The following is a 23,164-nucleotide window of genomic DNA, read 5'->3' as shown; positions in this document are numbered from 1 at the left end:
CATGGAAACGCTGCTGGAAGTGCGCAACCTGAGTAAAACCTATCGCTATCGCACCGGTCTGTTTCGCCGACAACATGTTGAGGCGGTGAAAGGCGTGAGTTTCACCCTGCGTGAGAAACAGACGCTGGCGGTGATAGGTGAAAACGGTTCAGGTAAATCGACGCTGGCCAAGATGCTGAGCGGGATGGTGGAACCCACCGATGGCGAGATGCTGATTGATGATCATCCGCTGGAGTATGGCGATTACGGTTATCGTAGCCAGCGTATTCGCATGATTTTTCAGGATCCTTCGACCTCGCTTAATCCGCGCCAGCGCGTCAGTCAGATCCTCGATTTCCCGCTGCGCCTGAATACCGAACTGGATGATGAAGCGCGAGAGAAGCGCATTATTGCCACACTGCGCCAGGTGGGTTTGCTGCGCGATCACGCCGGTTACTATCCGCATATGCTGGCCCCCGGCCAGAAACAGCGTCTGGCGCTGGCTCGCGCACTCATCCTGCAGCCGAAGGTGATTGTCGCCGATGAAGCCCTCGCCTCACTGGACATGACCATGCGTTCCCAGTTGGTGAATCTGATGCTGGAACTGCAGGAGAAGCACGGCATCGCCTATATTTATGTGACGCAACATATCGGCATGATGAAGCACATTAGCGATCAGGTGCTGGTGATGCATCAGGGCGAAGTGGTGGAACGTGGCGGCACAGCAGATGTGCTGGCCTCGCCGCTGCACGACCTCACCAAACGCCTGATCACCAGCCACTTTGGCGAAGCCTTAACCGCCGAAGCCTGGCGAAAAGTTCGTTAATTGATCATCACATCGCGAAAACGCGGTGCGATTTACCGCATTTGAGAGAGACGTGCTAGAATCCGCACGTCGATTAACGTCGGTCGCCTACTATTTAATCATTGCGACCGCCAACAACAATGACCATAAGGATTACAGCTATGGGTTTTCTTTCCGGTAAGCGCATTCTGATTACTGGCGTTGCCAGTAAACTCTCCATTGCCTACGGTATTGCACAGGCGATGCACAAACAGGGCGCAGAACTGGCTTTCACCTACCAGAACGACAAATTGAAAAGTCGTGTGGAAGAGTTCGCTAAAGATTTGGGTTCTGACATTGTTCTGCCGTGCGATGTGGCAGAAGACGAGAGCATCACTGCGCTGTTCACCGAACTGGCAAAAACCTGGCCAAAATTTGACGGTTTCGTTCACTCAATCGGTTTCGCACCTGGCGATCAGCTGGATGGTGACTACGTGAACGCCGTGACCCGTGAAGGCTTCAAAATCGCTCACGACATCTCTGCCTACAGCTTCGTGGCGATGGCAAAAGAGTGCCGTGCGATGCTGAACCCGAACTCAGCCCTGCTGACCCTGTCTTACCTGGGTGCAGAGCGCGCGATCCCGAACTACAACGTGATGGGTCTGGCTAAAGCGTCTCTGGAAGCCAACGTACGTTATATGGCGAACGCGATGGGTCCTGAAGGTACGCGTGTTAACGCCGTATCCGCGGGTCCAATCCGTACTCTGGCAGCATCAGGCATCAAAGATTTCCGTAAGATGCTGGCTCACTGTGAAGCTGTTACTCCAATTCGCCGTACTGTCACCATCGAAGACGTGGGTAACTCTGCGGCCTTCCTGTGCTCTGACCTGGCGGGTGGTATCACTGGTGAAGTGGTACACGTTGATGGCGGCTTCAGCATTGCCGCGATGAACGAGCTGGAACTGAAATAAGTTCTGAAGGCGAGCCGGGTGCTCGCCTTTTTTCTTAGCGAAGTCTCGGCTGTCTTCGCCGATTTTCGCCCTGTTCACTTTCGACTGATTTCTCCCGCAAACTCACCTCTCCCTGCTAGCTACCGCTTGAATTTTCAGGCGTATAGATTCATTCGATCTTAATTATTCCCCTTCATTCTTTTGCCACAGCCAGTGCTTCAGCGACGATAAGCTAGCCTTTTGGTGGCGATGCGCTTTTCAGATTTGCCCGTCGCGTACCCAGACCGTTTTTTGCGCAAGGAATGACCATGGAACAACGCCGTTCTCCCGGCCATGACCACTGGTTTTATGAAAGCCAGACTCGCCCGCACACCCAGGCCACTGCGCCATTAGTGCCCGAAGCCGCTTACATCGAAGATCGTTTTTTATTGGGTCTGCAGCAGGAAGCCACTGCACTGCAGCCGCTGTTCACTCGCTTCCAGCCGGCGTTGCTGGCAGCGCGCGATCTCAGCCAGATTTTGCTGCCGGATAGTCTCAGCAACTCATTAACCCATACCTTAACGCTCTACGATCGTCTCAGTACCGCGTTGACGGTGGCGCAGGTTGCGGGGGTGCAGCGTCTGTGTAATCACTACTCTGCACGACTCAATCCGCTGCCGGGGCCGGATTCATCGCGTGAGAGCAACAATCGCCTGACACAAATCACCCAGTACGCGCGTCAGCTGGCAATGCAACCGGCACTGATTAACGCCGGGAGCATTAGCGCACTGGATGCCGTCGGGCTCACTGAGCCGGATATTGTCACCCTCAATCAACTGGTGGGATTTGTCAGCTATCAGGCGCGAGTGGTCGCGGCACTGCAGGCTCTGATGGGCTTGCCGGTGCGCTGGATACCCGGCGTAACACCGCCAGCGGATGCTGATGTCACGTTCTTTGCCCGTGACGTTGCATGGCAGCACGCACTTAAGCCGGTTGAATTGCGCTATGCCAGCGCCGATCAACTGGCGGCGATGACCTTTTGTCAGGGTATAGAAGGTTTAGACGATGCGATTTGGTTGCTGGTGCATGATGCGCAGGCGTTGTATGGCTGGGCAACCCTGCAACAGCGCATCAGCGAAAATCATGACGAGGAAACCGCATTGGCGCTGGCAACCAGTGCGCGCATCCTGGGCTGTCAGCGCCAGTTCGCACGTCATGCCGGCAGTCAGCGCGAAGTTTTGCTTGCAGATGTGGATAAAGCGGGCGAAGCGCAGCCGTTAATTGGCGTTACCGCTCAGCTGGTTCGCATACCAGAGCGGTTTAGCGCAGCACACCTGCAGCCATTGCTGAATGCGGGATGGGGAACCGAGCGCATTTTCACACTGTTGCAAGCAGTGGCGTTTGCCAGCTGGCAGGATCGGTTAGGGATGGCGCTGGGTGAAACGCGTTAATCCGGCAGATGGCGCCGCGCTTCGTCAAAGAAATGTTGAGCCAGCGGCGATGCCCTGCCCGGCTCAGCAACCACCAACGCGGCCTGGCGTCCCATGGGTGCCATCGCAATCGGCCTCCGCGCCACATTTTGCAGCATTTCCGGCAGTAAATGTCCGCGCGGCGACACCATCACGCCTAATCCCACCTGCGCGCTCTGTAATAGCTGCATAATCGAGGCACTTTCCACAATCACTCGTGGTAGCAAACCGGTTTCGCGCAGTTGGCTATCCACGTAACGACGGAAATAGCGCGTGGGTTCCGCAAGGCACAGCGGAAGCTGCGCCAGTTGCGCAAGTGAAACCGTGTCGTGTTGAAGTAAATCTGGGAAGTGCTGAGGATTAAAAATCGCCTCCACGCCGGGATCTTTTAACAGCGCGGTCTGAAAGTGTAGTTCTCGCAGAGCGGTGAGCTCGAAGAAGCCAATCCCGCCGTCCACCGTATGGCTATTGAGTGCCTCCAGCAGTTGGTCCGCACTCATGGCGGAGACGCGATAATCCAGCTGCGGATAACGTGTTTCAACCGCTTTTAATAACGCCGGCAAGGCGACACTACACTGTGGCATCACACCGAGTCGCAGCGTGCCGTTGACGCCATGCTTCAGCGACTCGACTTCCAGCTTCAGTCCCGAGTAAACCGACACGATCTCACGCGCCCAGGTCAGCACCCGTTCCCCTTCCGGCGTAAAGCCATCGAAGTTGTTGCTGCGATTAATCAGCGATAAACCCAGTTCGCGCTCAAGGTTTTTTAACCGCATCGATAAGGTCGGCTGACTGACAAAACTGGCCTCTGCCGCGCGGCCAAAATGGCGCTCACGCTCTAAATTACAGAGATATATCAATTGCTTGATGTCGATTTTGGCATCCACCTTAAAGTCACGATCGCGCTATGGTAGCAAACCCGCACCGCTTTATCCTGTTCACGGCACAAAAAGCACGAAGGCCGCCCAACGGCAGCCTTCGGTGGAAAGTTGATGCCCCACCCGGCGCTTATCTCCGGCACTCTTAATGGCTTAGCTCTTGAAGGGGCAAATGCATCTTCGCAAATTAGGGCAAACTGCATTTAACATTGATTGCTCATTTTATTATTAGCATGATAACTAAGTGTGTTACGCCACGCCTAATGCACTTTTTACTTCGTTAGCAATTTTCTCCACCTGCGGACCGTAAATCACCTGCACATCGTGATCGCTGACACGGTTAATCCCGTTAGCTCCGGTAGTCAGCAGCGTTTGATTCACCACCTCTTTCATCTCTTTCACGCGTACCCGCAGGCGTGTGAAACAGCAATCGACGTCCTCTATATTGGCCTCGCCGCCCAACCCGCTGATGATCACCTGAGTGCGTTCATCCGCTGTCACCTGCGCGGTTTGCGGCTCCTCATCTGATTCACGCCCCGGCGTTTCCACTTGCATGCGCGTTATGACAAAACGGAAGCCGTAATAGTAGATCGGCGCATAAATCACCCCCAGCGCTACCGTCCACCACCATTGGGTTTTACTGCCGCCGAGAATACCGAACACCACCAGATCGATGGCGCCGCCCTGCACGTTGCCGATCATTAAATGCAGCATCGACATCAGCATAAATGACAGTCCGGTCAATACCGCATGCAGGATGTAGAGCACCGGTGATACGAAGATAAAACAGAACTCCAGCGGTTCAGTGATGCCGGTGGTGAAGGAGGTCAACGCACCTGCCATCACCAGCGCTTTAACCCGCTGTTTATGCTCCGGACGCGCGGTGTGGTAGATCGCCAGTGCAGCAGCAGGCAAGCCGAACATCATCACCGGGATTTTACCCTGAGCCAGGAATTGGGTGGCACTGCGCACCGTCTCATCAGGTATAGCGCCTGGATTGGTGAGCGAAGTGTTGAAGATATTCAGTGCACCAACAATGGTTTGCCCGTCCACCGTCGCCATGCCACCGATAGGGGTGAAACGCACTGTTTCATTGAGGATATGGTGCAAGCCAGTCGGGATAAGCAGACGTTCGCCGGTTCCCAGCAGAAACGCGCCGTACTGGCCGCTTTTCCCAATCATCTTGCCGACCCAGGCAATGCCTTCGCCGATCGTGGGCCAGATCAAGGCCAGCAGCACGCCAATCAGCGGCAAGACGATAACGGTGACGATGGGGACAAAGCGCCGCCCGCCGAAAAAGCTAATCGCCGTCGGCAATGGTTGCGTGTAAAAGCGATTATGCAGTGCCACGGTGACTAGCCCGGCAATCACGCCGCCAAGCACACTCATGTTGTAAGTAAAGATGCCCAGCATCTCGATGTACTCTGCCGAAGTCATCATCGCCGTGGTTTGATCCAGGCCTGCTTGCTGTAAGGCTTCTGGGGTCGTGGTGGCCGCCGTCAGCCCTTTGGCCGCCAGCGTAGCACTGATGCCCACATTCATCACGACATAGCCAATGACTGCCGCAAAAGCCGCAGTAGGCTTCTCCGCTTTCGCCAGACCAATGGCGCTGGCTACGGCGAAGAACACGGGCAGATTGGCAAATAAGGCCGCCGCCACTTTGCGGATAAAACCAATAATCAGTTGTGGCACCTGCATATTGGCAAAGGCATCACCGGTGACGGCGGGGTTCTGCATCGCCGCAGCCAGCCCGAGAAAAATCCCGGCGGCGGCAATAACGGAGATCGGCATCATTAAGGCTTTACCGAAGGCGTGAATTTGGCTGGCAAGATTCTTCATGGTGCGCGCCCTTTCATCAATTGAAAGAGCAATTATTAGCCAGTTATTGGATTGTCACGTCGCGACGCTGTCCTGCCAGCAGGTAAAGTTTGAACCACATCACGCTTCTGACTGTTTGATCGCGATAAACGCCGCCTATCGCACCATTAAACCAATCAATTAGACAACTTTTGCTGTCAGTCGCACACTTCCTCACAACAGAAGTCATATTCTGATAACAATTCATAAACAATAAGCCTGCAACGACTATGAAATTTAAACGTAAAATTCAGCCTTATCGTGCCGCTGCTGGCGGCTGGGGCTCTTTGGAAGCTACCACCCGTTTCGTCCTTGATAGTAAAGCTGCGCTGAAAAACATGCGCAATTTGATGCGCATGAACAAAGCACGTGGCTTTGACTGCCCGGGTTGTGCATGGGGTGATGACAACAAGAGCACCTTCAGCTTCTGTGAGAACGGCGCGAAAGCCGTGACCTGGGAAGCGACCCGCCGTGTGGTGGAGCCCGAGTTTTTCGCTCAACACAGCGTGAGCACCCTGTATCAACAGAGCGACTATTTCCTGGAGTATCAGGGACGCCTGACGCATCCGATGCGCTATAACAGCGCCACCGATCACTATGAACCGATCAGCTGGGACGATGCGTTGGCGATGATCGCCCGTCATCTTAAGGCGATGGATCATCCCGACCAGATGGAGCTTTACACTTCCGGTCGCGCCAGTAACGAAGCCTCATGGCTCTATCAGCTTTTCGGCCGCGTGATGGGCACCAATAACTTCCCTGACTGTTCCAATATGTGCCACGAAGCCAGCGGCACCGGCTTGAAGCGCAGCATCGGCGTCGGGAAAGGCACCATTCGTCTCGATGATTTTGACCACGCCAATGCGATTTTTGTTATTGGTCAAAATCCGGGCACTAACCATCCACGTATGCTGCACAGCCTGCGCCACGCAGCCGATCACGGTGCGAAAATTGTGACGTTCAACACACTGCGCGAGCGTGGGTTAGAACGTTTTGCCGACCCGCAGAAACCACTGGAAGTCGTCACCTCCATGGCGGGAACCATTAGTTCTGCCTATTATCAGCCCAATCTCGGCGGCGATATGGCAGCGATTCGCGGCATGGTGAAAACTCTGCTGCAAGTGCAACGCGAGCGTTTAGCTGCGGGTGAACCAGGCATCTTTGATCAAGAATTTATCGACGCCAACACCCATGGCATTGAGAGCTATCTGGCTGCCGTGGATAACACTCGCTGGGACGATATCGTGCGTCAATCCGGCCTGAGCGAAGCGCAGATTCGGGAAGCGGCCGCGATCTACCAGAGCGCTGAGCGTGTCATCATTACCTGGGCAATGGGCGTGACTCAGCATAAACACTCCGTTGATACGGTGCGTGAGATAACCAACCTGCAACTGCTGTTTGGACAGCTGGGTAAAAAAGGCGCTGGCCTTTGTCCGGTGCGCGGCCACAGTAACGTGCAGGGGAACCGCACCATGGGGATCGATGAGAAACCCAATAAGCCGTTCCTTGATGCCTTGGGCGCGCATTTCGGCTTCGAACCGCCGCGTGAACACGGTCATAACACCGTTGAAGCGCTTGGCGCGATGCTGCGTGATGAAGTGAAAGTGCTGATCGCCCTGGGCGGCAACCTTGCGGCTGCCGCACCCGATTCCCCGGTGACAGAGGAAGCGCTTCAGCATTGCGGTCTGACCGTGCACATCAGCACCAAACTCAATCGCAGCCATCTGGTGCCGGGCCACGAAGGTTTGATTCTGCCGACGCTCGGCCGTACTGAGCGCGATCGTCAGGCCAGCGGTAACCAGTTCATCACCGTTGAAGACTCTTTCAGCATGGTACACGCCTCAGAAGGTGTGGGCATTCCACTGGCAGATACCCAGCGCTCCGAAACCGCGATTGTGGCCGGTATTGCACACGCCACGCTGGGCAGTGACAAGATTGACTGGCTGGGCATGGCCGATGATTACAACGTGATCCGCGATCACATTGGTGCCACTATTCCTGGCTTTGCCGACTTTAATAACAAGTGTGATATTCCGGGCGGATTCTACCTGGGTAGCGCCGCGGCGGAGTTGCGTTTCAATACGCCAAGCAAACGGGCGGAGTTCAGCGCGGCAGCCTTGCCAACCTCGCTGTTCCCACAGCTGGGCAGCGAAGTGGAGGTGCCGTTCACGTTGCAAACCCTGCGTTCGCATGACCAGTACAACACCACCATTTACGGCCTCGATGACCGTTATCGTGGCGTGTATGGTCAGCGTGAAGTGGTGTTTATCCACCCGGATGACATGGCATCACTCGGCTTCAGCGAAGGCCAGCTGGTGGATATCGAAACGCTGTGGAATGATGGCCTGACGCGCCGTGTGAGTGGCTTTAAGCTGGTGCCGTATAACATTCCGCGCGGTAATCTCGCGGCCTATTATCCGGAAACCAACCCGCTGGTGCCGCTCTCCAGCTATGGTGACGGCAGCGGGACGCCGACCTCGAAATCGGTGCCGGTAAAACTGGCGTTAACCGCCGCTGTACCGACCCAACGTATCGCCTGAGTCGTCAGCGTTATCAGAAGGTAAAAAGCCGCGTAATGCGGCTTTTTAGCCTGTTTTGGCCTTGCCGCGCGCCCCTGATTCGCGTAAAACTGTCCACCGCTCTTAGGCCACGAAACTAAATACATTATGTTCCAGGATAACCCGCTGCTCGCGCAGCTGAAAGAGAAGCTTCACGCGCAAACTCCGCGCGCCGAAGGTGTTGTGAAAGGCACGGAAAAAGGCTTTGGCTTCCTCGAAGTCGATGCCCAAAAAAGCTACTTCATTCCCCCTCCGCAGATGAAAAAAGTGATGCACGGTGACCGTATTTCTGCGGTGATCCACACTGATAAAGATCGCGAGAGCGCCGAGCCGGAAACCCTGATTGAGCCGTTCCTGACCCGCTTTGTGGGCCGCGTGCAGAAGAAGGACGATCGTTTGTCGATTGTACCTGACCATCCACTGCTGAAAGAGGCGATCCAGTGCCGCGCTGCCCGCGACGTCACCCATGATTTTCAGAATGGCGACTGGGCCGTGGCTGAAATGCGCCGCCATCCGCTGAAAGGCGATCGCGGATTCTATGCTGAACTGACCGAATTCATTGTCACTGCGGACGATCATCTTGCGCCGTGGTGGGTCACCCTGTCGCGCCATAATCTGGAGCGCGAAGCCCCGAACGTTGGCTTCGGCGAAATGCTGGATGAGCACTTGCAGCGCGAAGACCTTACCGCGCTCAACTTCGTCACCATCGACAGCGCCAGCACCGAAGATATGGATGATGCGCTGTATGTTGAAGAGCAGGCTGACGGCAATCTGCAGCTAACCATCGCGATTGCCGATCCGACCGCTTACGTAGCGGAAGGCAGCGATCTGGATAAGCTGGCTTCAAAGCGCGCCTTCACCAACTATTTGCCTGGCTTCAACATCCCTATGCTGCCGCGCGAACTGTCTGATGACATCTGTTCGCTGCGCCCAAATGTGCGTCGTCCAGCGCTGGCCTGTCGCGTGACGCTCACGGCAGACGGCAGCGTAACGGGTGAAGTGCATTTCTTTGCGGCCTGGATCGAATCTAAAGCCAAGCTGGTCTATGACGAAGTGTCAGACTGGCTGGAAAACGCCGGTAGCTGGCAGCCAGAGAATGAGGCGATCGCCGGGCAGATTCGCTTGTTGCATCGTGTGTGTCTGGCGCGCAGCGAGTGGCGTCAAACTCACGCGCTGGTGTTCAAAGATCGCCCTGATTACCGCTTTGTGCTAGGTGAAAAAGGTGAAGTGCTGGATATCATTTCTGAGCCGCGCCGCATCGCCAACCGCATCGTTGAAGAGTCGATGATTCTGGCTAACGTCTGCGCGGCCAAAGTGCTGCAGGAGAAGCTGGGCTTCGGTATCTATAACCTGCACACCGGCTTCGATCTGGCAAACGCAGAGCAAGCTGCTGGTGTGCTGGCCGGTCACGGTATTACCGTGGATCCTCAGGCGATCACCACGCTGGAAGGTTTCCGCCAGCTGCGTCGTCAACTGGATGCCCAGCCAACGCAGTACCTCGACAGCCGCATTCGTCGCTTCCAGAGCTTCGCTGAAGTCGGCACCGAACCGGGTCCGCACTTTGGTCTGGGTCTCGAAGCCTATGCAACCTGGACATCGCCGATTCGTAAATTTGGCGATATGATCAACCATCGCCTGTTGAAAGCGATTGTGCGCGGCGACAGCATTGCGCGTCCAAAAGACGAGTTCACCACCATTATGAGTGAGCGTCGTCGCCTGAACCGCATGGCCGAACGTGATGTGGGTGACTGGCTGTATGCGCGCTTCCTCGCGCCCTCTGCCGGGACCGATCGCAAATTCAGCGCCGAGATCATCGATGTGTCTCGTGGTGGTATGCGCGTACGTCTGCTGGAGAACGGCGCCGTTGCCTTTATCCCTGCCCCGTTCATCCACGCGGTGCGTGATGAGCTGGTCTGCTCACAAGAGAGCGGCACCGTGCAGATCAAAGGCGAAGTCGCTTATCGCGTGACCGACATTATCGACGTGACCATCGCCGAAGTGCGTATGGAAACCCGTAGCGTGGTGGCGCGCCCGGCTGCCTGAGCATGAATATCTGCGGGATAACAGCCGTTATCCCGCATTTTTCCCCCTAAGTTTTATCTGATGTTAAATTTGCCTTCCGCTTCACACTTCTGATTCGATTCCCTGTCGTTAACAATTCATTACATTACTTTTAACTTGTTGTATCCGATCGCCTATTTTCCCGGTCTCTACAAGGAGTTAACTCATGAACAACGTCAAAACCGGATTGATCTGGTTAGTGGTGGCGTTAATTGGTGCGGGTGCGTTTGCCATGCTGGCGCTCAGCCGTGGCGAACACGTCAACGCCGTCTGGCTGGTTATTGCGTCCGTTGCCTGCTATAGCATTGCGTATCGCTTCTACAGTCTGTTTATCGCTGAACGTATTTTCGAACTGGATGACCGTCGCCGCACGCCTGCCGAGCGGCTGAATGATGGTCTCGATTATGTGCCGACCAATAAATGGGTACTGTTCGGCCACCACTTTGCGGCGATTGCTGGTGCCGGTCCGCTGGTTGGCCCAATCCTCGCGGCGCAAATGGGCTTTCTGCCTGGCACCATCTGGATTTTGGTTGGCGTGATGCTGGCTGGTGCGGTGCAGGATTTCTTGATCCTGTTCATCTCTACCCGTCGTGATGGTCGCTCGTTGGGTGAAATGGCACGTCAGGAGCTGGGTTCGTTTGCGGGCGTGGTCACCATGCTCGGTGCGCTTGGCGTGATGATCATCATCCTGTCAGCGCTGGCGCTGGTGGTGGTGAAAGCGTTAGCCAACAGTCCGTGGGGACTGTTTACCATCGCCGCAACCATTCCAATCGCGCTGTTTATGGGCGTGTATATGCGCTATCTGCGCCCCGGCAAGATCGCTGAAGTGTCGATTATCGGCTTTGTGCTGATGATGGCGGCGATCATTTACGGTGGCGATGTGGCTGCCGATCCTTATTGGGGACCGCTGTTCACACTGAAAGGCACCGAACTGACCTGGGTGCTGGTGATCTATGGCTTTGTCGCTTCATCGCTGCCGGTGTGGCTGTTGCTGGCTCCGCGTGATTACCTGTCAACTTTCCTGAAGATCGGCGTCATCATTGGTCTGGCAATTGGCATTGTGTTTGCAATGCCGGAACTAAAGATGCCGGCAGTGACCAAATTTATAGACGGTAGCGGTCCGGTGTTCTCGGGTGCGCTGTTCCCGTTCCTGTTTATCACTATCGCCTGTGGCGCCATCTCCGGTTTCCATGCGCTGGTCTCCAGTGGCACCACGCCAAAACTGGTGGAACGTGAAAGTCATATCCGATTCATCGGCTATGGTGCGATGCTGATGGAATCCTTCGTGGCGATCATGGCGCTGATCTGTGCCTCGGTGCTCGATCCGGGCGTCTATTTTGCGATGAACTCACCCGCAGCACTAATCGGTACCACCGTTGAGAGCGCTTCGCAGGTGATTAACGGCTGGGGCTTTGTCGTGACGCCAGAAATGTTGAGCGGCATTGCGCGCGATGTGGGTGAAAGTACCGTGCTTTCCCGAGCCGGAGGCGCACCGACCTTTGCCGTGGGGATGGCGCACATCATCACCGAGGTATTTAACAGCCGGGTGATGATGGCGTTCTGGTATCACTTCGCCATTCTGTTTGAAGCCTTGTTTATTCTGACTGCGGTCGATGCCGGTACCCGCGCCTGTCGCTTTATGGTGCAGGATTTGGTTGGCACCGTGGTGCCTTCCATGGCCAACAACCGTTCCTGGCTGGGCAATATGGCGGGCACCACGGTGGCCGTAGCCGGATGGGGCTTCTTTGTCTACCAGGGTGTCGTCGATCCGCTGGGCGGCATCAATACCCTTTGGCCGCTGTTTGGCATTGGCAACCAGATGCTGGCCTCAATGGCGTTGATTCTCGGCACCGTGGTGCTGTTCAAAATGAAGAAACAGCGTTACGCGTGGGTGACGATTTTACCGACCGCCTGGCTGTTTGTGACCTCCATGACCGCCGGTTGGCAGAAGATTTTCCACGAGAAGCCCTCCATTGGCTTCCTTGCGCAAGCCAACAAGTTCCGTAAAGGAATTGATGAGGGGGTGATTATCGCTCCGGCGAAAACCGTGGCGGACATGCAAACTATCGTATTTAGCAATCAAATTAACGCGGCCCTGTGTGGCTTCTTTATGCTGGTGGCCGTCACCATGTTGATTGCAGCGTTCTTTGTTATTCGCCGTGCCCTGGGCAGTCAGGTACCTACCACCCATGAATCCGAAATCTCCCTGCGTAAGGAGGTGCGGAATGTCTGAGTCCATTCATCGCTGGAAAAAACCGATTGGTGTCTGGCACATTCAGCATTGCTTACCGATCGCACCCCAGGCCACCGGGCAAACTCTTAATCGCTGGCAACAAATATGGCAGGGATTGAAGCAAAGTTTTCGCTTAATGGTTGGCGTTCACGACTATCAAACTTATCTGAAGCATATGCGTGAGCACCATCCCGGGCAAACGCCGATGGATGAGCGAGCCTTTCATCGCTACTGCCTAGAGGCCCGTTTTCCCAGCCAGGCAGGCAAGCTCGGCAAGTGTCCTTGCTGACATTTTTAAGCCCCGATTTTCGGGGCTTTTTCGTGCCATTCTTTAGTGAAAACAAAAATATATTTGGTTTGCATCTTGTGCTAACGCAGGAGGTTGAATACTGTTGCTAAAATAATGAGATACCGCCTGCTCAGCATTTCCCCGGAGGAAGTTTCCATGACCGATGAACAAGGGCAAACGTTGCTATACACCCTGTTTGGCACAACCAGCCCTCATTGGCGTTTAACTTCAGATAGCGATGCTTTGCATTTTGCCGAAGATGAGAATGCCAATACCAATTTGGCGGTTCCATTAACCCCCGCGCAGGCCAGTTTGCTGCGTGCGATGACGGTGATCACCTCCAGTATCAACCTGACCCTCTCCCTGCGCGGTGCGCCGGTGCCTATGCACTTTGTCGGCCGCAAGGTCAACCAATCGACATGGGCTGGTACCTCTTCCGCCTGGGGTGATACCTCCTCCGTGGCGCGTGATTTAACACTCGGATTGTCTTTTGCTGAACAAGTGGTTTCCGAAGCAAACTCGGTGATTGTGATCCTCGACCAACGCGGGAATATTCAGCGATTCAATCGCTTAAGCGAAGAGTACACCGGGCTCAAAGAGCAGGAAGTGATCGGCCGCAACGTGTTTCAACTGTTCATGACTAAGCAGGAAGCGCAGGCTTCGCGACGCAACATTTCGGGCTTCTTTCGCGATGGCAACTCTTATGAAGTAGAGCGCTGGATCAAAACCAAAAAAGGCCAGCGACTGTTTCTGTTTCGTAATAAGTTTGTGCACAGCGGTAGTGGGAAAAATGAAATTTTCCTCATCTGTTCTGGAACCGACATCACAGAAGAGCGACGCGCTCAGGAACGCTTACGTGTTCTCGCTAACACCGATACGGTGACCGGTTTACCCAACCGCAATGCCATCCATCAACAGATTAGTCTGGCACTGGAATTAGCCAATGGCAGTCAAACTGGCGTGGTTTATCTCGATCTGGACAATTTTAAGAAGGTGAACGACGCCTACGGCCATATGTTTGGCGACCAACTGCTGCAAGCGGTCTCCCTCGCCATTCTCAGCTGTCTGGGCAAAGATCAGACGCTGGCCCGTCTTGGTGGTGATGAGTTCGTGGTACTGGCAGAACATACCAGCCAGGCTGCGCTGGAAGCCATGGCATCACGTATTCTTGAGCGCCTGCGTCAACCGTTCCGCGTCGGTTTGATCGAAGTCTACAGCGGCTGCTCGATTGGTATCGCCCTGGCCCCGCTGCACGGCGAGGATCGGGAAAGTCTGATCCGCAACGCCGATACCGCGATGTATCACGCCAAAGAGAATGGGCGCGGTAAATTCTGCGTGTTCGCTAACGAGATGAATCAGCGTGTTTTCGAATATCTCTGGCTTGATACTAACCTGCGTAAAGCACTGGAACTGGAGCATCTGGTGGTGTACTACCAGCCCAAATTAGATCGTGACGGCGAAGTGCGCAGCGCAGAAGCATTGGTGCGCTGGAATTCCGTCGAGCGCGGTCTGGTGCCGCCTGGCGACTTTATCTCGTATGCTGAAGAATCGGGCCTCATCGTGCCGCTCGGCCGCTGGGTGATGCTGAACGTTCTGCAACAAATTATTCAGTGGCGCAGCGAGGGAATTTACCTGCGCGTTGCCGTTAATGTTTCAGCTAAACAATTGATTGACCAAAGTATTTATACCGATTTAAAGCAGGCGCTGAGCGAAGCCGGCCTCACGGATTGTCCCATTGATATCGAGCTCACCGAAAGCTGCCTGATTGAGAACGAAGCCGGTGCACTCACGCTGATGAAGCAGTTCCAGGAACTGGGCGCTCAGGTTCATCTTGATGACTTTGGTACAGGTTATTCCTCGCTTTCCCAGTTGGCTCGCGTGCCCATTGATGCAATCAAACTGGATCAAAGTTTCGTACGTAACATCAACAAACAACCGGTGGCGCAATCTTTGGTCCGTGCCATTGTCGCCGTGGCCAAAACCCTCGATCTGCAAGTCATTGCGGAAGGGATTGAAACCAAAGCTGAGGAGAAGTTTGTGATGACCAACGGTGTCGATGGGCGTCAGGGTTATCTTTATGCAAAACCAATGCCCGCAGAACAGCTCGGGCATTGGCTGGCTAAGCATCCTGCCCGCGTTTAACGCTGCTCTCGATTATCCGGCTTTGCGCAGGGATGCGCTATGACGGTTCTGTAGTTGCACCAGTCGTTCCATGTAAGCAATGTCTTTAGGCTCCAGTGTAAAGGCGTAATCCACCCAATCTTCCGTAATATCCATCAGCTCGGCTCGCGAGAGTTGCAGTACGCGCTGGCGCGCTTTCAACATGGCACGCACACCATTCAGCTTCGGACGTAGAGTATCGATAAAGGTACGCGTGGTACGATAAGCATCGCCTGGCTGGAAGACTTTATCTACCAGACCGCGCGTCTCATACCACTCTGCGCTATGCGATTCCCCTTCACAGATCAGCTCTTCGGCCAGCTTCATGCCGGAACGCCGTGCCACCAGTGAATAGCCGCCCATGCCAGGGAACAGATTGAACGCGATCTCCGGGAACCCCATCCGTGCAGAGTTCTGCGCCAGAATGAAGTGATGGGCCAGCGCGGCTTCAAAGCCACCACCCAATGCACTCCCTTCAATCATCGCCAGCGTCACCGCTCCGGTATCAAAACCCCGCGCTGCCGAATGGATGCAATCCACGCAGGCACGCGCATAGGCCCGCAGCGCTTCACGACGGTTGTTACGAATGCACTCCACAAAGAAACGCAAATCGCCTCCGGCGTTGAACATCTGTGGTACCAGCGAACCCGTCACCCAAAAATCAATCGGCAAACCCGAACGCTGAGCGGCATAGCTCAGATTCATGATCTCCTCAATTAATTCGTGGTTGAAACTAGGACGCGGCTGGGCACGCAGCAGCATCCACATGGTGTGTCGACCCTCTTCATAGTAGGCCGCCAGCTGGGTGGTTTGTCCGACTTCGGTAAACAATCTGCAAGTTGGTTGGTTAATTACTGTCATAGTCTCATCCTCTAGTTATGTGATGCGTTAAACGCAACATCAGCGTAATCCAGAGTGAGGCCAGACCAAATGAGAGATTGATTTATAAAGTAAAATCCAGAGATATCCCCGACCATGGGGTCGGGGAAAGATAAGCAGGCTTACTTGATGGCAGCGCGCTGTCCTACCGCCACATGAGAACGCTTAACGCGTTTTGAATAGAGGGCGGTGATAATGGGTACTAATACAGAAGTCACAATAACGGATGTTGCCACCAGTGCGGTGGCTGCGGGAGCGACCGGTTTAAACTGTGGCAGCATCTCGGCAATCAGCACCGGCGTCGCCACTGCCGCGCCTGCGGTGCTGGATGCTGCGATCCCAGCCGTGCCATCACCACCACCAATTAATCGGTCGGCAATAATGAGTGGGATACCGGTGATGATGATGACGGCAACACCGAGCAATACGCCCAATAAACCGGTTTGTGCGATCACGGCCAAATCGATGGTGTTACCCAAAGCGAAGGCAAAGAACGGAATCAAAGTATGTACGGCTTTGCCGAAGAACTCGCGCAATTCCGGGTCAAGATTGCCAAGCGCGAAGCCGACAATAAAGGGCAACACCGCGCCAACAAACACGTGTGGCTCAAACGAAGCAATGCCTGCGGTCCCCAGGATCACCATGGTCATCAGCGGACCCGATTCCAGCGACATCAGCACAAACGCGCCTGCTTCTTCTTTTGAACCGTATTGCTGCATGATGGAGGCATAAAGGCCGCCATTGGTCATGTCCATCGCAGCAACCAATGCTAGCGTGGATAAACCGGCAAACATACCGACTTCTACGCCATTTTCCGGCATCATGCGGGATGCCACGGCAGCCACGACCCAGGCAACGGCGATTTTGGTTAATACCAGGGTGCCGGATTTACGCAGCACGGTTCCGGTTGCGCTGAGTTTGATCGATGCCCCCATACAGAAGAACCATACCGCCAGAATCGGCACAGTGCCCGTCATCAGGCCGTTAGTAAAAGAGCCAAAGTATTTTCCTGCGCCGGGTGAAAACGTGTGGCAAAGCGCGCCCAAAAACAGCGGGATTAACATCATACCGCCTGGAATCTTATCGATTGCACGTTTGATATGCATAGTTGTGTCACCTTTACTGAGCCAGAAGGAGGTGCGTTATCGTTCGCCGGATGGCATGGCAGGCAAGATAACCACTGGCAGTCAGGAAAAAAGTGATCGAATCGATATTAATGAAACGGTGTTTTATTTTTGTAGATTTGGCATTTCTTTTTTATGATATGCATCGCCATACCAGCGCTAAATAGCAAAAAATTAAGGCGCCCTCAGGCGCCTCAATGAAGTTTCAATGTTCAATTCTGCCCGTACCATGCATTCTTGCCATGCTTACGCAGATAATGCAGATCGAGTAAATTCTGCGAAATCGGAGGCAATTCGCTGCGCAGTTGTTCCGTGTGAAGTGCCATGTAAGCCACTTCTTCCAGCACCACCGCACTGTGCACAGCTGCATCCGCGTCTTTACCCCAGGCAAAGGGGCCGTGCGAGTTGACCAGCGCAGCAGGAATGTCGGCGGGTTTAATGCGGCGTTGCGCAAAGCTTTCGATAATCACCTGTCCGGTGTTCCATTCATACTCTTGCTGTATCTCTTCACGCTTCATCGCACGCGTACAGGGAATGGTGCCGTAGAAATCATCCGCATGTGTTGTACCCAGAGCCAAAATGTCTCGTCCGGCCTGCGCCCAGATTGTGGCGTGGCGTGAATGGGTATGTACGATGCCACCAATCTCCGGCCAGGCGAGATACAGCGCGCGATGGGTGGCCGTATCGGATGATGGGCGAAGCGTCCCCTCCACCACCTTGCCACTCGCTAACTCCACCACCACCATATCGTCACGCTGCATTTTCTCGTATTTCACGCCCGATGGCTTGATCACCAGCAGGCCACGATCGCGATCGATGGCGCTGACGTTACCCCAGGTAAAGGTGACCAGGTTATAGCGCGGTAAATCCAGATTGGCTTCCAGCACCTGCTGCTTGAGCGATTCCAGCATGATTATTCCTCCTGCGAACTGTGATAGCTGAATTGTGCTGAACGGGCGGAGAAAACGTTATGGAGCGAATCGCTGTAAAAGCAGCGGAAAGTCGCTGAGACCGAAGAAGTGTGGCGTGAATTAAGAATATTCTATCTTCATCTAATTTAGTTGAGGTTCATCGGGCTATAGTCAGGAACGGTACGGTTTGCACAGGATTAACCGCCGCAAATGGTCACAATGGAGAGCATTGAATGACACGCAGGGATGACGTACTTCGTTGCGCAACATCTATACTTACAAGGTTGCCTCTGTACATACAATCAAGGAGAAAGAGATGACGACAACAATGAAACGTATGACCGTTGCGGTATTAGCTGCCACCCTGGTTGTTGCCTTGAGTGGTTGTTCGAACTGGTCAAAACGCGACCGTAATACCGCCATCGGGGCGGGTGCGGGTGCAATCGGTGGTTCTGTCCTGACTAACGGAAGTGCACTGGGTACAGTGGGTGGTGCAGCCGTTGGCGGTATTATCGGCCATCAGGTTTCTAAATAACGATAAAGATTCAGGCTACGCAGCGCATCTACAGCATCACGGGCCGCACAGTGTGCGGCCCGTTTTTATTAACCGCCGGCTAATTTCACCTTCATGCCTTTGGCTTCAAGCAGCGTCTTTAATAAATCGCGTTTATCGCCCTGAATCTCGATCACGCCATCTTTGAGTGACCCACCACAACCACATTTTTTCTTCAGTTCTGCTGCCAGCTTGTTGAGCGCATCGTCATCCAAATCGATACCGATAATCAGGCATACGCCCTTGCCTTTTCGGCCGCTGGTTTGGCGCTGGATGCGCACAATACCGTCCCCTTTCGGGCGCGGCGCTTTTTCTTCTTCCTGAGCGATGCGACCCGTTTCAGTGGAGTAAACCAGTCGGTTGTCCTGAGCCATTAGACCTCCTGTAAGCTTTGCAGGATGGTGCGTAGTGTTTCAGCCGGATCATTGGATTGGGTGATCGGACGCCCAATCACCATGTAATCCACGCCAGCCAATTTTGCTTGTTGTGGTGTCATGATGCGGCGCTGATCGCCGGCATCACTGCCAGCCGGACGAATACCCGGTGTCACCAGGGCGAAATCCTGACCGATTACCTGCTTAAAGTGAGCAGCTTCCTGCGCTGAACACACCACACCGTCCAGACCACAATCGCGCGTCAGGCGAGCCAGACGTTCCGCCTGCTGAGCGGGTGAAAGCGTAATGCCGAGGCCTTTGAGATCGTCTTCATCCATGCTGGTTAATACGGTTACCGCAATCAACAATGGCGCATCTTTGCCAAAAGGCAGCAGCGCTTCACGAGCCGCATTCATCATCCGCGCCCCGCCACTGGCGTGAACATTAACCATCCACACACCGAGATCGGCAGCCGCGGCTACCGCGTGCGCGGTGGTATTCGGAATATCATGAAACTTCAGATCGAGAAAAACGTCAAAACCACGCGACTGCAGTGTTTTCACCAGTGACGGGCCAAATAGCGTAAACATCTCTTTGCCGACTTTCAGGCGACACTGGCTCGGGTCAATGCGGTCCACAAACTGCAGTGCGCTGTCGAGATTATGATAGTCGAGCGCCACCAGAATCGGTGAAGTGGTTACAGGCATAACGTTTCCTCAAAGGCAGGCACCCGCGGGCGCAATGGACAAACGGCAAGCATTCTACCCGCGCATGCCCTTCCCGACAATCTCACAGCGCGCTTTAAACCGATGATCGACCGAAGGCTGCACAGTGCCACAACTCTCTTTGAGAATTCAAGATTATAGTATGTTGTAACTATAGTGCGGTTATAATAAAAAAACGGCCGTTACTGGCCGTCAAGTCCGCGGATTGGTTTCACAGAAGACCATGCGCGGCAGGATGGGCAATGCCAATAAAGCGCATGCGCGGTAAATCCGCACTTTTGGCAGCGATAGCGTGGTTTGGTGCGAATCTGTTCGCCCACCATATCGCGCAGCACCATCAGGCTCTCTTTGGCACGACCGTCTTCTGCTTCATGCAGGTGGAAATCCATCAAGCGATGGAACACGCGCATGGTCGGATGGCGCTGTAACTGGCGATTAATGTATAACTGCGCCGCTTCAGGCCCCTGCTGCTGTTCGAGGATATCAGAGAGGTAAAGTTCAGCGGCCGCGCCGGTATTCTCTTCAACGCAGCGCTGTAAAAACTGCGCCCAATCTTCGGGCTGATTCAGTCGCTGATAGCAGGTTTCGAGCATCGATAAGGTTTCGCTCACCAGCTCTTTATCTTGATCCAGCACGCGCTGCAGGCGAGCCGTTGCTTTAGCGTATTCGCCCTGCTCCATAAAGATGCGGCCCATCATAATGGAAACGCGCGCGCTCTGGTGATCGGCCGATTCACCCTTCTTCAACAAGCTCATGGCGCGATCAAGATCGTCACTGCTCAGCGCCTGAAGCGCAAGCTCGCAGTAGAAATGGGCAATTTCGCCCTTGTGCTTCTCTTTGCCGAGCTTGACCAATCTTTCCGCCACTTCAATGGCTTTCTGCCAGTCACTGGTTGCCTGATGAATCTGTATCAGCTGTTGCAGCGCACCGATACGGAAGTCGGTTTCATCAATAAGCTGACTAAACATGTCCTCGGCGCGGTCGTAAAACCCGGCGGCCATGTAATCGCGACCCAGTTGCTGGATAGCCAACAGGCGCTGTTCATAGCTCAGAGAAGCGCTTTCCATCAGGGATTGGTGGATGCGAATGGCGCGATCAACTTCGCCGCGTGAACGGAACAGATTGCCGAGCGTCAGGTGAGCTTCAACTGTGCCGCTGTCCTCCTTCAGCATATCCAGAAAGAGATCAACAGCTTTGTCCTGTTGATTGGAAAGCAGGAAGTTTACGCCGGCAACATATTCACGTGACAGGCGATTGGCTTCCTGTTGCTTATCCTGATGTGCACTGCGACGGCCCATATACCAGCCATACGCCGCAGCAACAGGGAGAAGCAAAAACAGCAATTCAAGCATCGAAACTTAATCCCGACGACCAGCAGTAGAAGAATTTGTCACAGCCGTTGATTGTTCGTTCTGCGCCTGCATGCGTTTCAGCTTGCGCTGCGCGTGAGCGAGAGAAACACGTATCCGCAACCAGAAAAGACCGCAAATTGCCCATCCAAGCAGGAATCCGGCACCAAACAGGCTCGCCAGCAATGTGGAGATGCGGAATTCACCCTGCGCCAGCAGATAGTTAAAAGTGACGATTTGGTCGTTATGCGCTCCAAGCGTGACGGAGATGATAAAAATGACCAAAACCACGAGAAAAATCAGCAAATATTTCACAATGCGTCCTGTCGTGAGGTTATCCAGTAGAAGTATGCCAAAAAAGTGCCGTCGATGCTGCTTATCAGCACATCACTTAGCGCATTTTCCGCAAGCGCAATCAATCATATGGGGGCGCGCGCAGAAATTACAATCCATCATCACGCTGCTCAATCTCCTGTTGCTCTTCGCGCGGCACCGTAAGCGGGCCACAAAAACGCTGCGCCAGCCAGGTGGCAACCGTAACCAACAGCCAGGAAATCAGGGTGGCCACCACTAAATCGCGCGGCCAATGCATGCCCAGCAGCAAACGGCTGCCCATCACCATGGTAGCCCAGGCAAACAGCACGACCACGGTCACGATGTGGCGCCGTGGCCAGAGTAGGCCAATCACCAGCAGCGCCCAACTGGCGGCAAACATGGTATGTCCGGAAGGAAAGGCAAAGCCGGTTTCAAACGCCCAGTGGTTTTTCAGCCATTGCGGCAGCTGAGTGTCGTTCGCCACTAAAGTCGACACCAACTGACTGCGCCCCTGACGGTTTTGCTGATAAAACGCCCCTTCATCAATACCGTAACTCTTCTCCAGCCAAACCACATAGGGACGGGGTTCCTGCACCTGCTCTTTAATGAAAGATTTGGTGTACTGGCCAGCAAGAATTGCGCCGTTCATGAAGAGGATCAGTAAAATGGCGGGCTTAAGTCGGAAGCGTAAACACCATAAAACCCAGGCACTGAGGAGAAGGCTTGTCAAAATGCCCCATGGGCTAGTGACGGTTTCGGTCATCCAAAAGAGTACCCGTAAAAACGCGCTACTCTCACCTGGCTGCCATTGCCAGCCAGAGAGCCAGACAGCAACAGGCATGATTAATAACAAAAGCATTCCCAGGGTGGTGCGCTGCGCAATTTTTAACATCCGTTTCCTTTTAGATCCGCTGATATTCGCGTGGCTGGCATAACTTTAGCTGAAAAAAGAATAACATACCCGTTGCAGCTTAGATAATTGTGCTTTATCACTACAATAACTCTGACTGATTAACGGCCCGGATACAGGTTGTGGCACAATATTGTCAGTTTTGTCGGGCCAATCGGGCCCGTGCGTTATCATGATGATAGCGCATCCTCTGAAGGTTCTGGAGAGTCACATGCAGCTTAAACGGGTAGCAGAAGCCAAACTGCCCACGCCATGGGGAGATTTCCTGATGGTTGGTTTTGAAGAACTGGCAACCGGCCAGGATCATGTCGCGCTGGTTTACGGTGATGTTAGCGACCACAATCCAGTGCTGGCGCGCGTTCACTCTGAGTGTCTAACCGGTGATGCGCTGTTCAGCCTGCGCTGCGACTGTGGTTTTCAGCTGGAAGCGGCGCTCACCGCTATCGCTGAAGAAGGACGCGGCGTGCTGTTATATCACCGCCAGGAAGGCCGTAATATCGGTCTGTTGAACAAGATCCGCGCCTATGCTTTGCAAGACAAAGGTTACGACACCGTGGAAGCGAATCATCAGTTGGGCTTTGCCGCCGACGAGCGCGATTTCACCCTGTGTGCAGATATGTTCAAACTGTTGGGCGTCAATGAAGTCCGCCTGCTGACGAACAATCCACGCAAAGTCGAGATCCTGAGCGAAGCGGGAATTAATATTGTCGAGCGCGTGCCGTTAGTGGTTGGGCGCAACCCCAAAAATGCTCACTACCTTGATACCAAGGCAGAAAAAATGGGTCATCTGCTGCCAAAAGCGTAACGCAGAAAGCAAAAAGCCGGGA

Annotated in this window: 20 protein-coding genes; 10 read left to right on the top strand and 10 right to left on the bottom strand. The window is 54.2% G+C overall.

The features are described from left to right. The first annotated feature begins 1 nt into the window (after position 1). From sapF to AC1MDE_RS03840, 3 genes are all read left to right on the top strand, one after another. On the top strand, positions 2-805 hold the full coding sequence (gene sapF / locus AC1MDE_RS03850; protein WP_058959848.1) for a putrescine export ABC transporter ATP-binding protein SapF: 804 nt from the start codon (positions 2-4) through the stop codon (positions 803-805). Between the two features lie 140 nt (positions 806-945). Beyond that, positions 946-1,734 carry an enoyl-ACP reductase FabI gene (fabI, locus tag AC1MDE_RS03845; protein ID WP_007892455.1) on the top strand — a complete coding sequence of 263 codons (789 nt, stop codon included), beginning with the start codon at positions 946-948 and terminating at the stop codon, positions 1,732-1,734. 287 nt (positions 1,735-2,021) lie between these two features. Further along, positions 2,022-3,143, top strand: a complete 1,122-nt coding sequence (locus tag AC1MDE_RS03840) for a CMD domain-containing protein (RefSeq protein ID WP_058959789.1) — start codon at positions 2,022-2,024, stop codon at positions 3,141-3,143. Here AC1MDE_RS03840 and AC1MDE_RS03835 read toward each other — a convergent pair. After that, positions 3,140-4,036 (bottom strand): LysR family transcriptional regulator, encoded by an 897-nt coding sequence (locus AC1MDE_RS03835; protein WP_058959849.1) that lies wholly within the window; start codon positions 4,034-4,036, stop codon positions 3,140-3,142. The two genes, AC1MDE_RS03840 and AC1MDE_RS03835, sit on opposite strands and share 4 nt — an antisense overlap. A gap of 252 nt (positions 4,037-4,288) precedes the next feature. Continuing rightward, positions 4,289-5,878 (bottom strand): PTS transporter subunit EIIC, encoded by a 1,590-nt coding sequence (locus AC1MDE_RS03830; protein WP_480344312.1) that lies wholly within the window; start codon positions 5,876-5,878, stop codon positions 4,289-4,291. Between the two features lie 248 nt (positions 5,879-6,126). Between AC1MDE_RS03830 and AC1MDE_RS03825 the strand changes: the two genes are divergently transcribed. The 5 genes from AC1MDE_RS03825 (at position 6,127) to pdeR (ending at position 15,179) form a co-directional block, all read left to right on the top strand. After that, positions 6,127-8,436 (top strand): FdhF/YdeP family oxidoreductase, encoded by a 2,310-nt coding sequence (locus AC1MDE_RS03825; protein ID WP_058959791.1) that lies wholly within the window; start codon positions 6,127-6,129, stop codon positions 8,434-8,436. Positions 8,437-8,562: 126 nt separating this feature from the next. Then, positions 8,563-10,497 carry an exoribonuclease II gene (locus tag AC1MDE_RS03820; RefSeq protein WP_058959792.1) on the top strand — a complete coding sequence of 645 codons (1,935 nt, stop codon included), beginning with the start codon at positions 8,563-8,565 and terminating at the stop codon, positions 10,495-10,497. Positions 10,498-10,681: 184 nt separating this feature from the next. After that, complete coding sequence (locus AC1MDE_RS03815) at positions 10,682-12,748, top strand: carbon starvation CstA family protein (RefSeq protein ID WP_480344309.1); 2,067 nt, start codon at positions 10,682-10,684, stop codon at positions 12,746-12,748. Beyond that, positions 12,741-13,037, top strand: coding sequence for a YbdD/YjiX family protein (locus AC1MDE_RS03810; RefSeq protein ID WP_058959794.1), 297 nt, complete (start codon positions 12,741-12,743; stop codon positions 13,035-13,037). The genes AC1MDE_RS03815 and AC1MDE_RS03810 overlap by 8 nt, the downstream gene beginning before the upstream one ends. A gap of 156 nt (positions 13,038-13,193) precedes the next feature. Then, positions 13,194-15,179 (top strand): cyclic di-GMP phosphodiesterase, encoded by a 1,986-nt coding sequence (gene pdeR / locus AC1MDE_RS03805; protein ID WP_034821445.1) that lies wholly within the window; start codon positions 13,194-13,196, stop codon positions 15,177-15,179. 12 nt (positions 15,180-15,191) lie between these two features. Here pdeR and AC1MDE_RS03800 read toward each other — a convergent pair whose 3' ends face one another. The 3 genes from AC1MDE_RS03800 to araD all read right to left on the bottom strand — a co-directional run bounded on the left by AC1MDE_RS03800 (position 15,192) and on the right by araD (position 18,111). After that, positions 15,192-16,058, bottom strand: a complete 867-nt coding sequence (locus AC1MDE_RS03800; RefSeq protein ID WP_058959795.1) for a crotonase/enoyl-CoA hydratase family protein — start codon at positions 16,056-16,058, stop codon at positions 15,192-15,194. Positions 16,059-16,198: 140 nt separating this feature from the next. Beyond that, on the bottom strand, positions 16,199-17,182 hold the full coding sequence (kdgT, locus tag AC1MDE_RS03795; protein ID WP_058959796.1) for a 2-keto-3-deoxygluconate transporter: 984 nt from the start codon (positions 17,180-17,182) through the stop codon (positions 16,199-16,201). 230 nt (positions 17,183-17,412) lie between these two features. Beyond that, positions 17,413-18,111 (bottom strand): L-ribulose-5-phosphate 4-epimerase, encoded by a 699-nt coding sequence (gene araD, locus AC1MDE_RS03790; protein ID WP_058959797.1) that lies wholly within the window; start codon positions 18,109-18,111, stop codon positions 17,413-17,415. A gap of 316 nt (positions 18,112-18,427) precedes the next feature. On the opposite strand from araD, the gene osmB reads away from it, so the two are divergent. Beyond that, entirely contained in the window at positions 18,428-18,646 is a 219-nt protein-coding gene (osmB, locus tag AC1MDE_RS03785) for an osmotically-inducible lipoprotein OsmB (protein ID WP_034821457.1), read from the top strand. Between the two features lie 68 nt (positions 18,647-18,714). On the opposite strand, the gene yciH is transcribed toward osmB, so the two are convergent. The 5 genes from yciH to pgpB all read right to left on the bottom strand — a co-directional run bounded on the left by yciH (position 18,715) and on the right by pgpB (position 22,319). After that, positions 18,715-19,038 carry a stress response translation initiation inhibitor YciH gene (gene yciH, locus AC1MDE_RS03780; protein ID WP_058959798.1) on the bottom strand — a complete coding sequence of 108 codons (324 nt, stop codon included), beginning with the start codon at positions 19,036-19,038 and terminating at the stop codon, positions 18,715-18,717. Then, on the bottom strand, positions 19,038-19,745 hold the full coding sequence (gene pyrF, locus AC1MDE_RS03775) for an orotidine-5'-phosphate decarboxylase (RefSeq protein WP_058959799.1): 708 nt from the start codon (positions 19,743-19,745) through the stop codon (positions 19,038-19,040). The genes yciH and pyrF overlap by 1 nt, the downstream gene beginning before the upstream one ends. A gap of 200 nt (positions 19,746-19,945) precedes the next feature. Beyond that, a complete protein-coding gene (gene lapB / locus AC1MDE_RS03770) occupies positions 19,946-21,115 on the bottom strand; it encodes a lipopolysaccharide assembly protein LapB (protein ID WP_058959800.1) in 1,170 nt (389 codons plus the stop codon). Positions 21,116-21,121: 6 nt separating this feature from the next. Then, positions 21,122-21,427 (bottom strand): LapA family protein, encoded by a 306-nt coding sequence (locus AC1MDE_RS03765; protein WP_038646699.1) that lies wholly within the window; start codon positions 21,425-21,427, stop codon positions 21,122-21,124. Positions 21,428-21,554: 127 nt separating this feature from the next. Then, positions 21,555-22,319 carry a phosphatidylglycerophosphatase B gene (gene pgpB / locus AC1MDE_RS03760; protein WP_058959801.1) on the bottom strand — a complete coding sequence of 255 codons (765 nt, stop codon included), beginning with the start codon at positions 22,317-22,319 and terminating at the stop codon, positions 21,555-21,557. A 229-nt stretch (positions 22,320-22,548) separates the two neighbouring features. On the opposite strand from pgpB, the gene ribA reads away from it, so the two are divergent. Further along, on the top strand, positions 22,549-23,142 hold the full coding sequence (ribA, locus tag AC1MDE_RS03755; RefSeq protein WP_034821474.1) for a GTP cyclohydrolase II: 594 nt from the start codon (positions 22,549-22,551) through the stop codon (positions 23,140-23,142). Positions 23,143-23,164 lie beyond the last annotated feature (22 nt).

The organism is Pantoea folii (assembly GCF_056678875.1).
This window is presented reverse-complemented; position numbering and strand designations above follow the sequence as displayed.

Excerpts from the sequence above, each read along its gene's own strand:
- AC1MDE_RS03820 (WP_058959792.1), top strand. The coding sequence starts at position 8,563 with ATGTTCCAGGATAACCCGCTGCTCGCGCAGCTGAAAGAGAAGCTTCAC.
- ribA (WP_034821474.1), top strand. The coding sequence starts at position 22,549 with ATGCAGCTTAAACGGGTAGCAGAAGCCAAACTGCCCACGCCATGGGGA.
- AC1MDE_RS03840 (WP_058959789.1), top strand. The coding sequence starts at position 2,022 with ATGGAACAACGCCGTTCTCCCGGCCATGACCACTGGTTTTATGAAAGC.
- AC1MDE_RS03825 (WP_058959791.1), top strand. The coding sequence starts at position 6,127 with ATGAAATTTAAACGTAAAATTCAGCCTTATCGTGCCGCTGCTGGCGGC.
- pdeR (WP_034821445.1), top strand. The coding sequence starts at position 13,194 with ATGACCGATGAACAAGGGCAAACGTTGCTATACACCCTGTTTGGCACA.
- AC1MDE_RS03815 (WP_480344309.1), top strand. The coding sequence starts at position 10,682 with ATGAACAACGTCAAAACCGGATTGATCTGGTTAGTGGTGGCGTTAATT.
- AC1MDE_RS03800 (WP_058959795.1), bottom strand. The coding sequence starts at position 16,058 with ATGACAGTAATTAACCAACCAACTTGCAGATTGTTTACCGAAGTCGGA.
- lapB (WP_058959800.1), bottom strand. The coding sequence starts at position 21,115 with ATGCTTGAATTGCTGTTTTTGCTTCTCCCTGTTGCTGCGGCGTATGGC.
- kdgT (WP_058959796.1), bottom strand. The coding sequence starts at position 17,182 with ATGCATATCAAACGTGCAATCGATAAGATTCCAGGCGGTATGATGTTA.
- osmB (WP_034821457.1), top strand. The coding sequence starts at position 18,428 with ATGACGACAACAATGAAACGTATGACCGTTGCGGTATTAGCTGCCACC.
- fabI (WP_007892455.1), top strand. The coding sequence starts at position 946 with ATGGGTTTTCTTTCCGGTAAGCGCATTCTGATTACTGGCGTTGCCAGT.
- AC1MDE_RS03830 (WP_480344312.1), bottom strand. The coding sequence starts at position 5,878 with ATGAAGAATCTTGCCAGCCAAATTCACGCCTTCGGTAAAGCCTTAATG.
- yciH (WP_058959798.1), bottom strand. The coding sequence starts at position 19,038 with ATGGCTCAGGACAACCGACTGGTTTACTCCACTGAAACGGGTCGCATC.
- araD (WP_058959797.1), bottom strand. The coding sequence starts at position 18,111 with ATGCTGGAATCGCTCAAGCAGCAGGTGCTGGAAGCCAATCTGGATTTA.
- pyrF (WP_058959799.1), bottom strand. The coding sequence starts at position 19,745 with ATGCCTGTAACCACTTCACCGATTCTGGTGGCGCTCGACTATCATAAT.
- sapF (WP_058959848.1), top strand. The coding sequence starts at position 2 with ATGGAAACGCTGCTGGAAGTGCGCAACCTGAGTAAAACCTATCGCTAT.
- pgpB (WP_058959801.1), bottom strand. The coding sequence starts at position 22,319 with ATGTTAAAAATTGCGCAGCGCACCACCCTGGGAATGCTTTTGTTATTA.
- AC1MDE_RS03810 (WP_058959794.1), top strand. The coding sequence starts at position 12,741 with ATGTCTGAGTCCATTCATCGCTGGAAAAAACCGATTGGTGTCTGGCAC.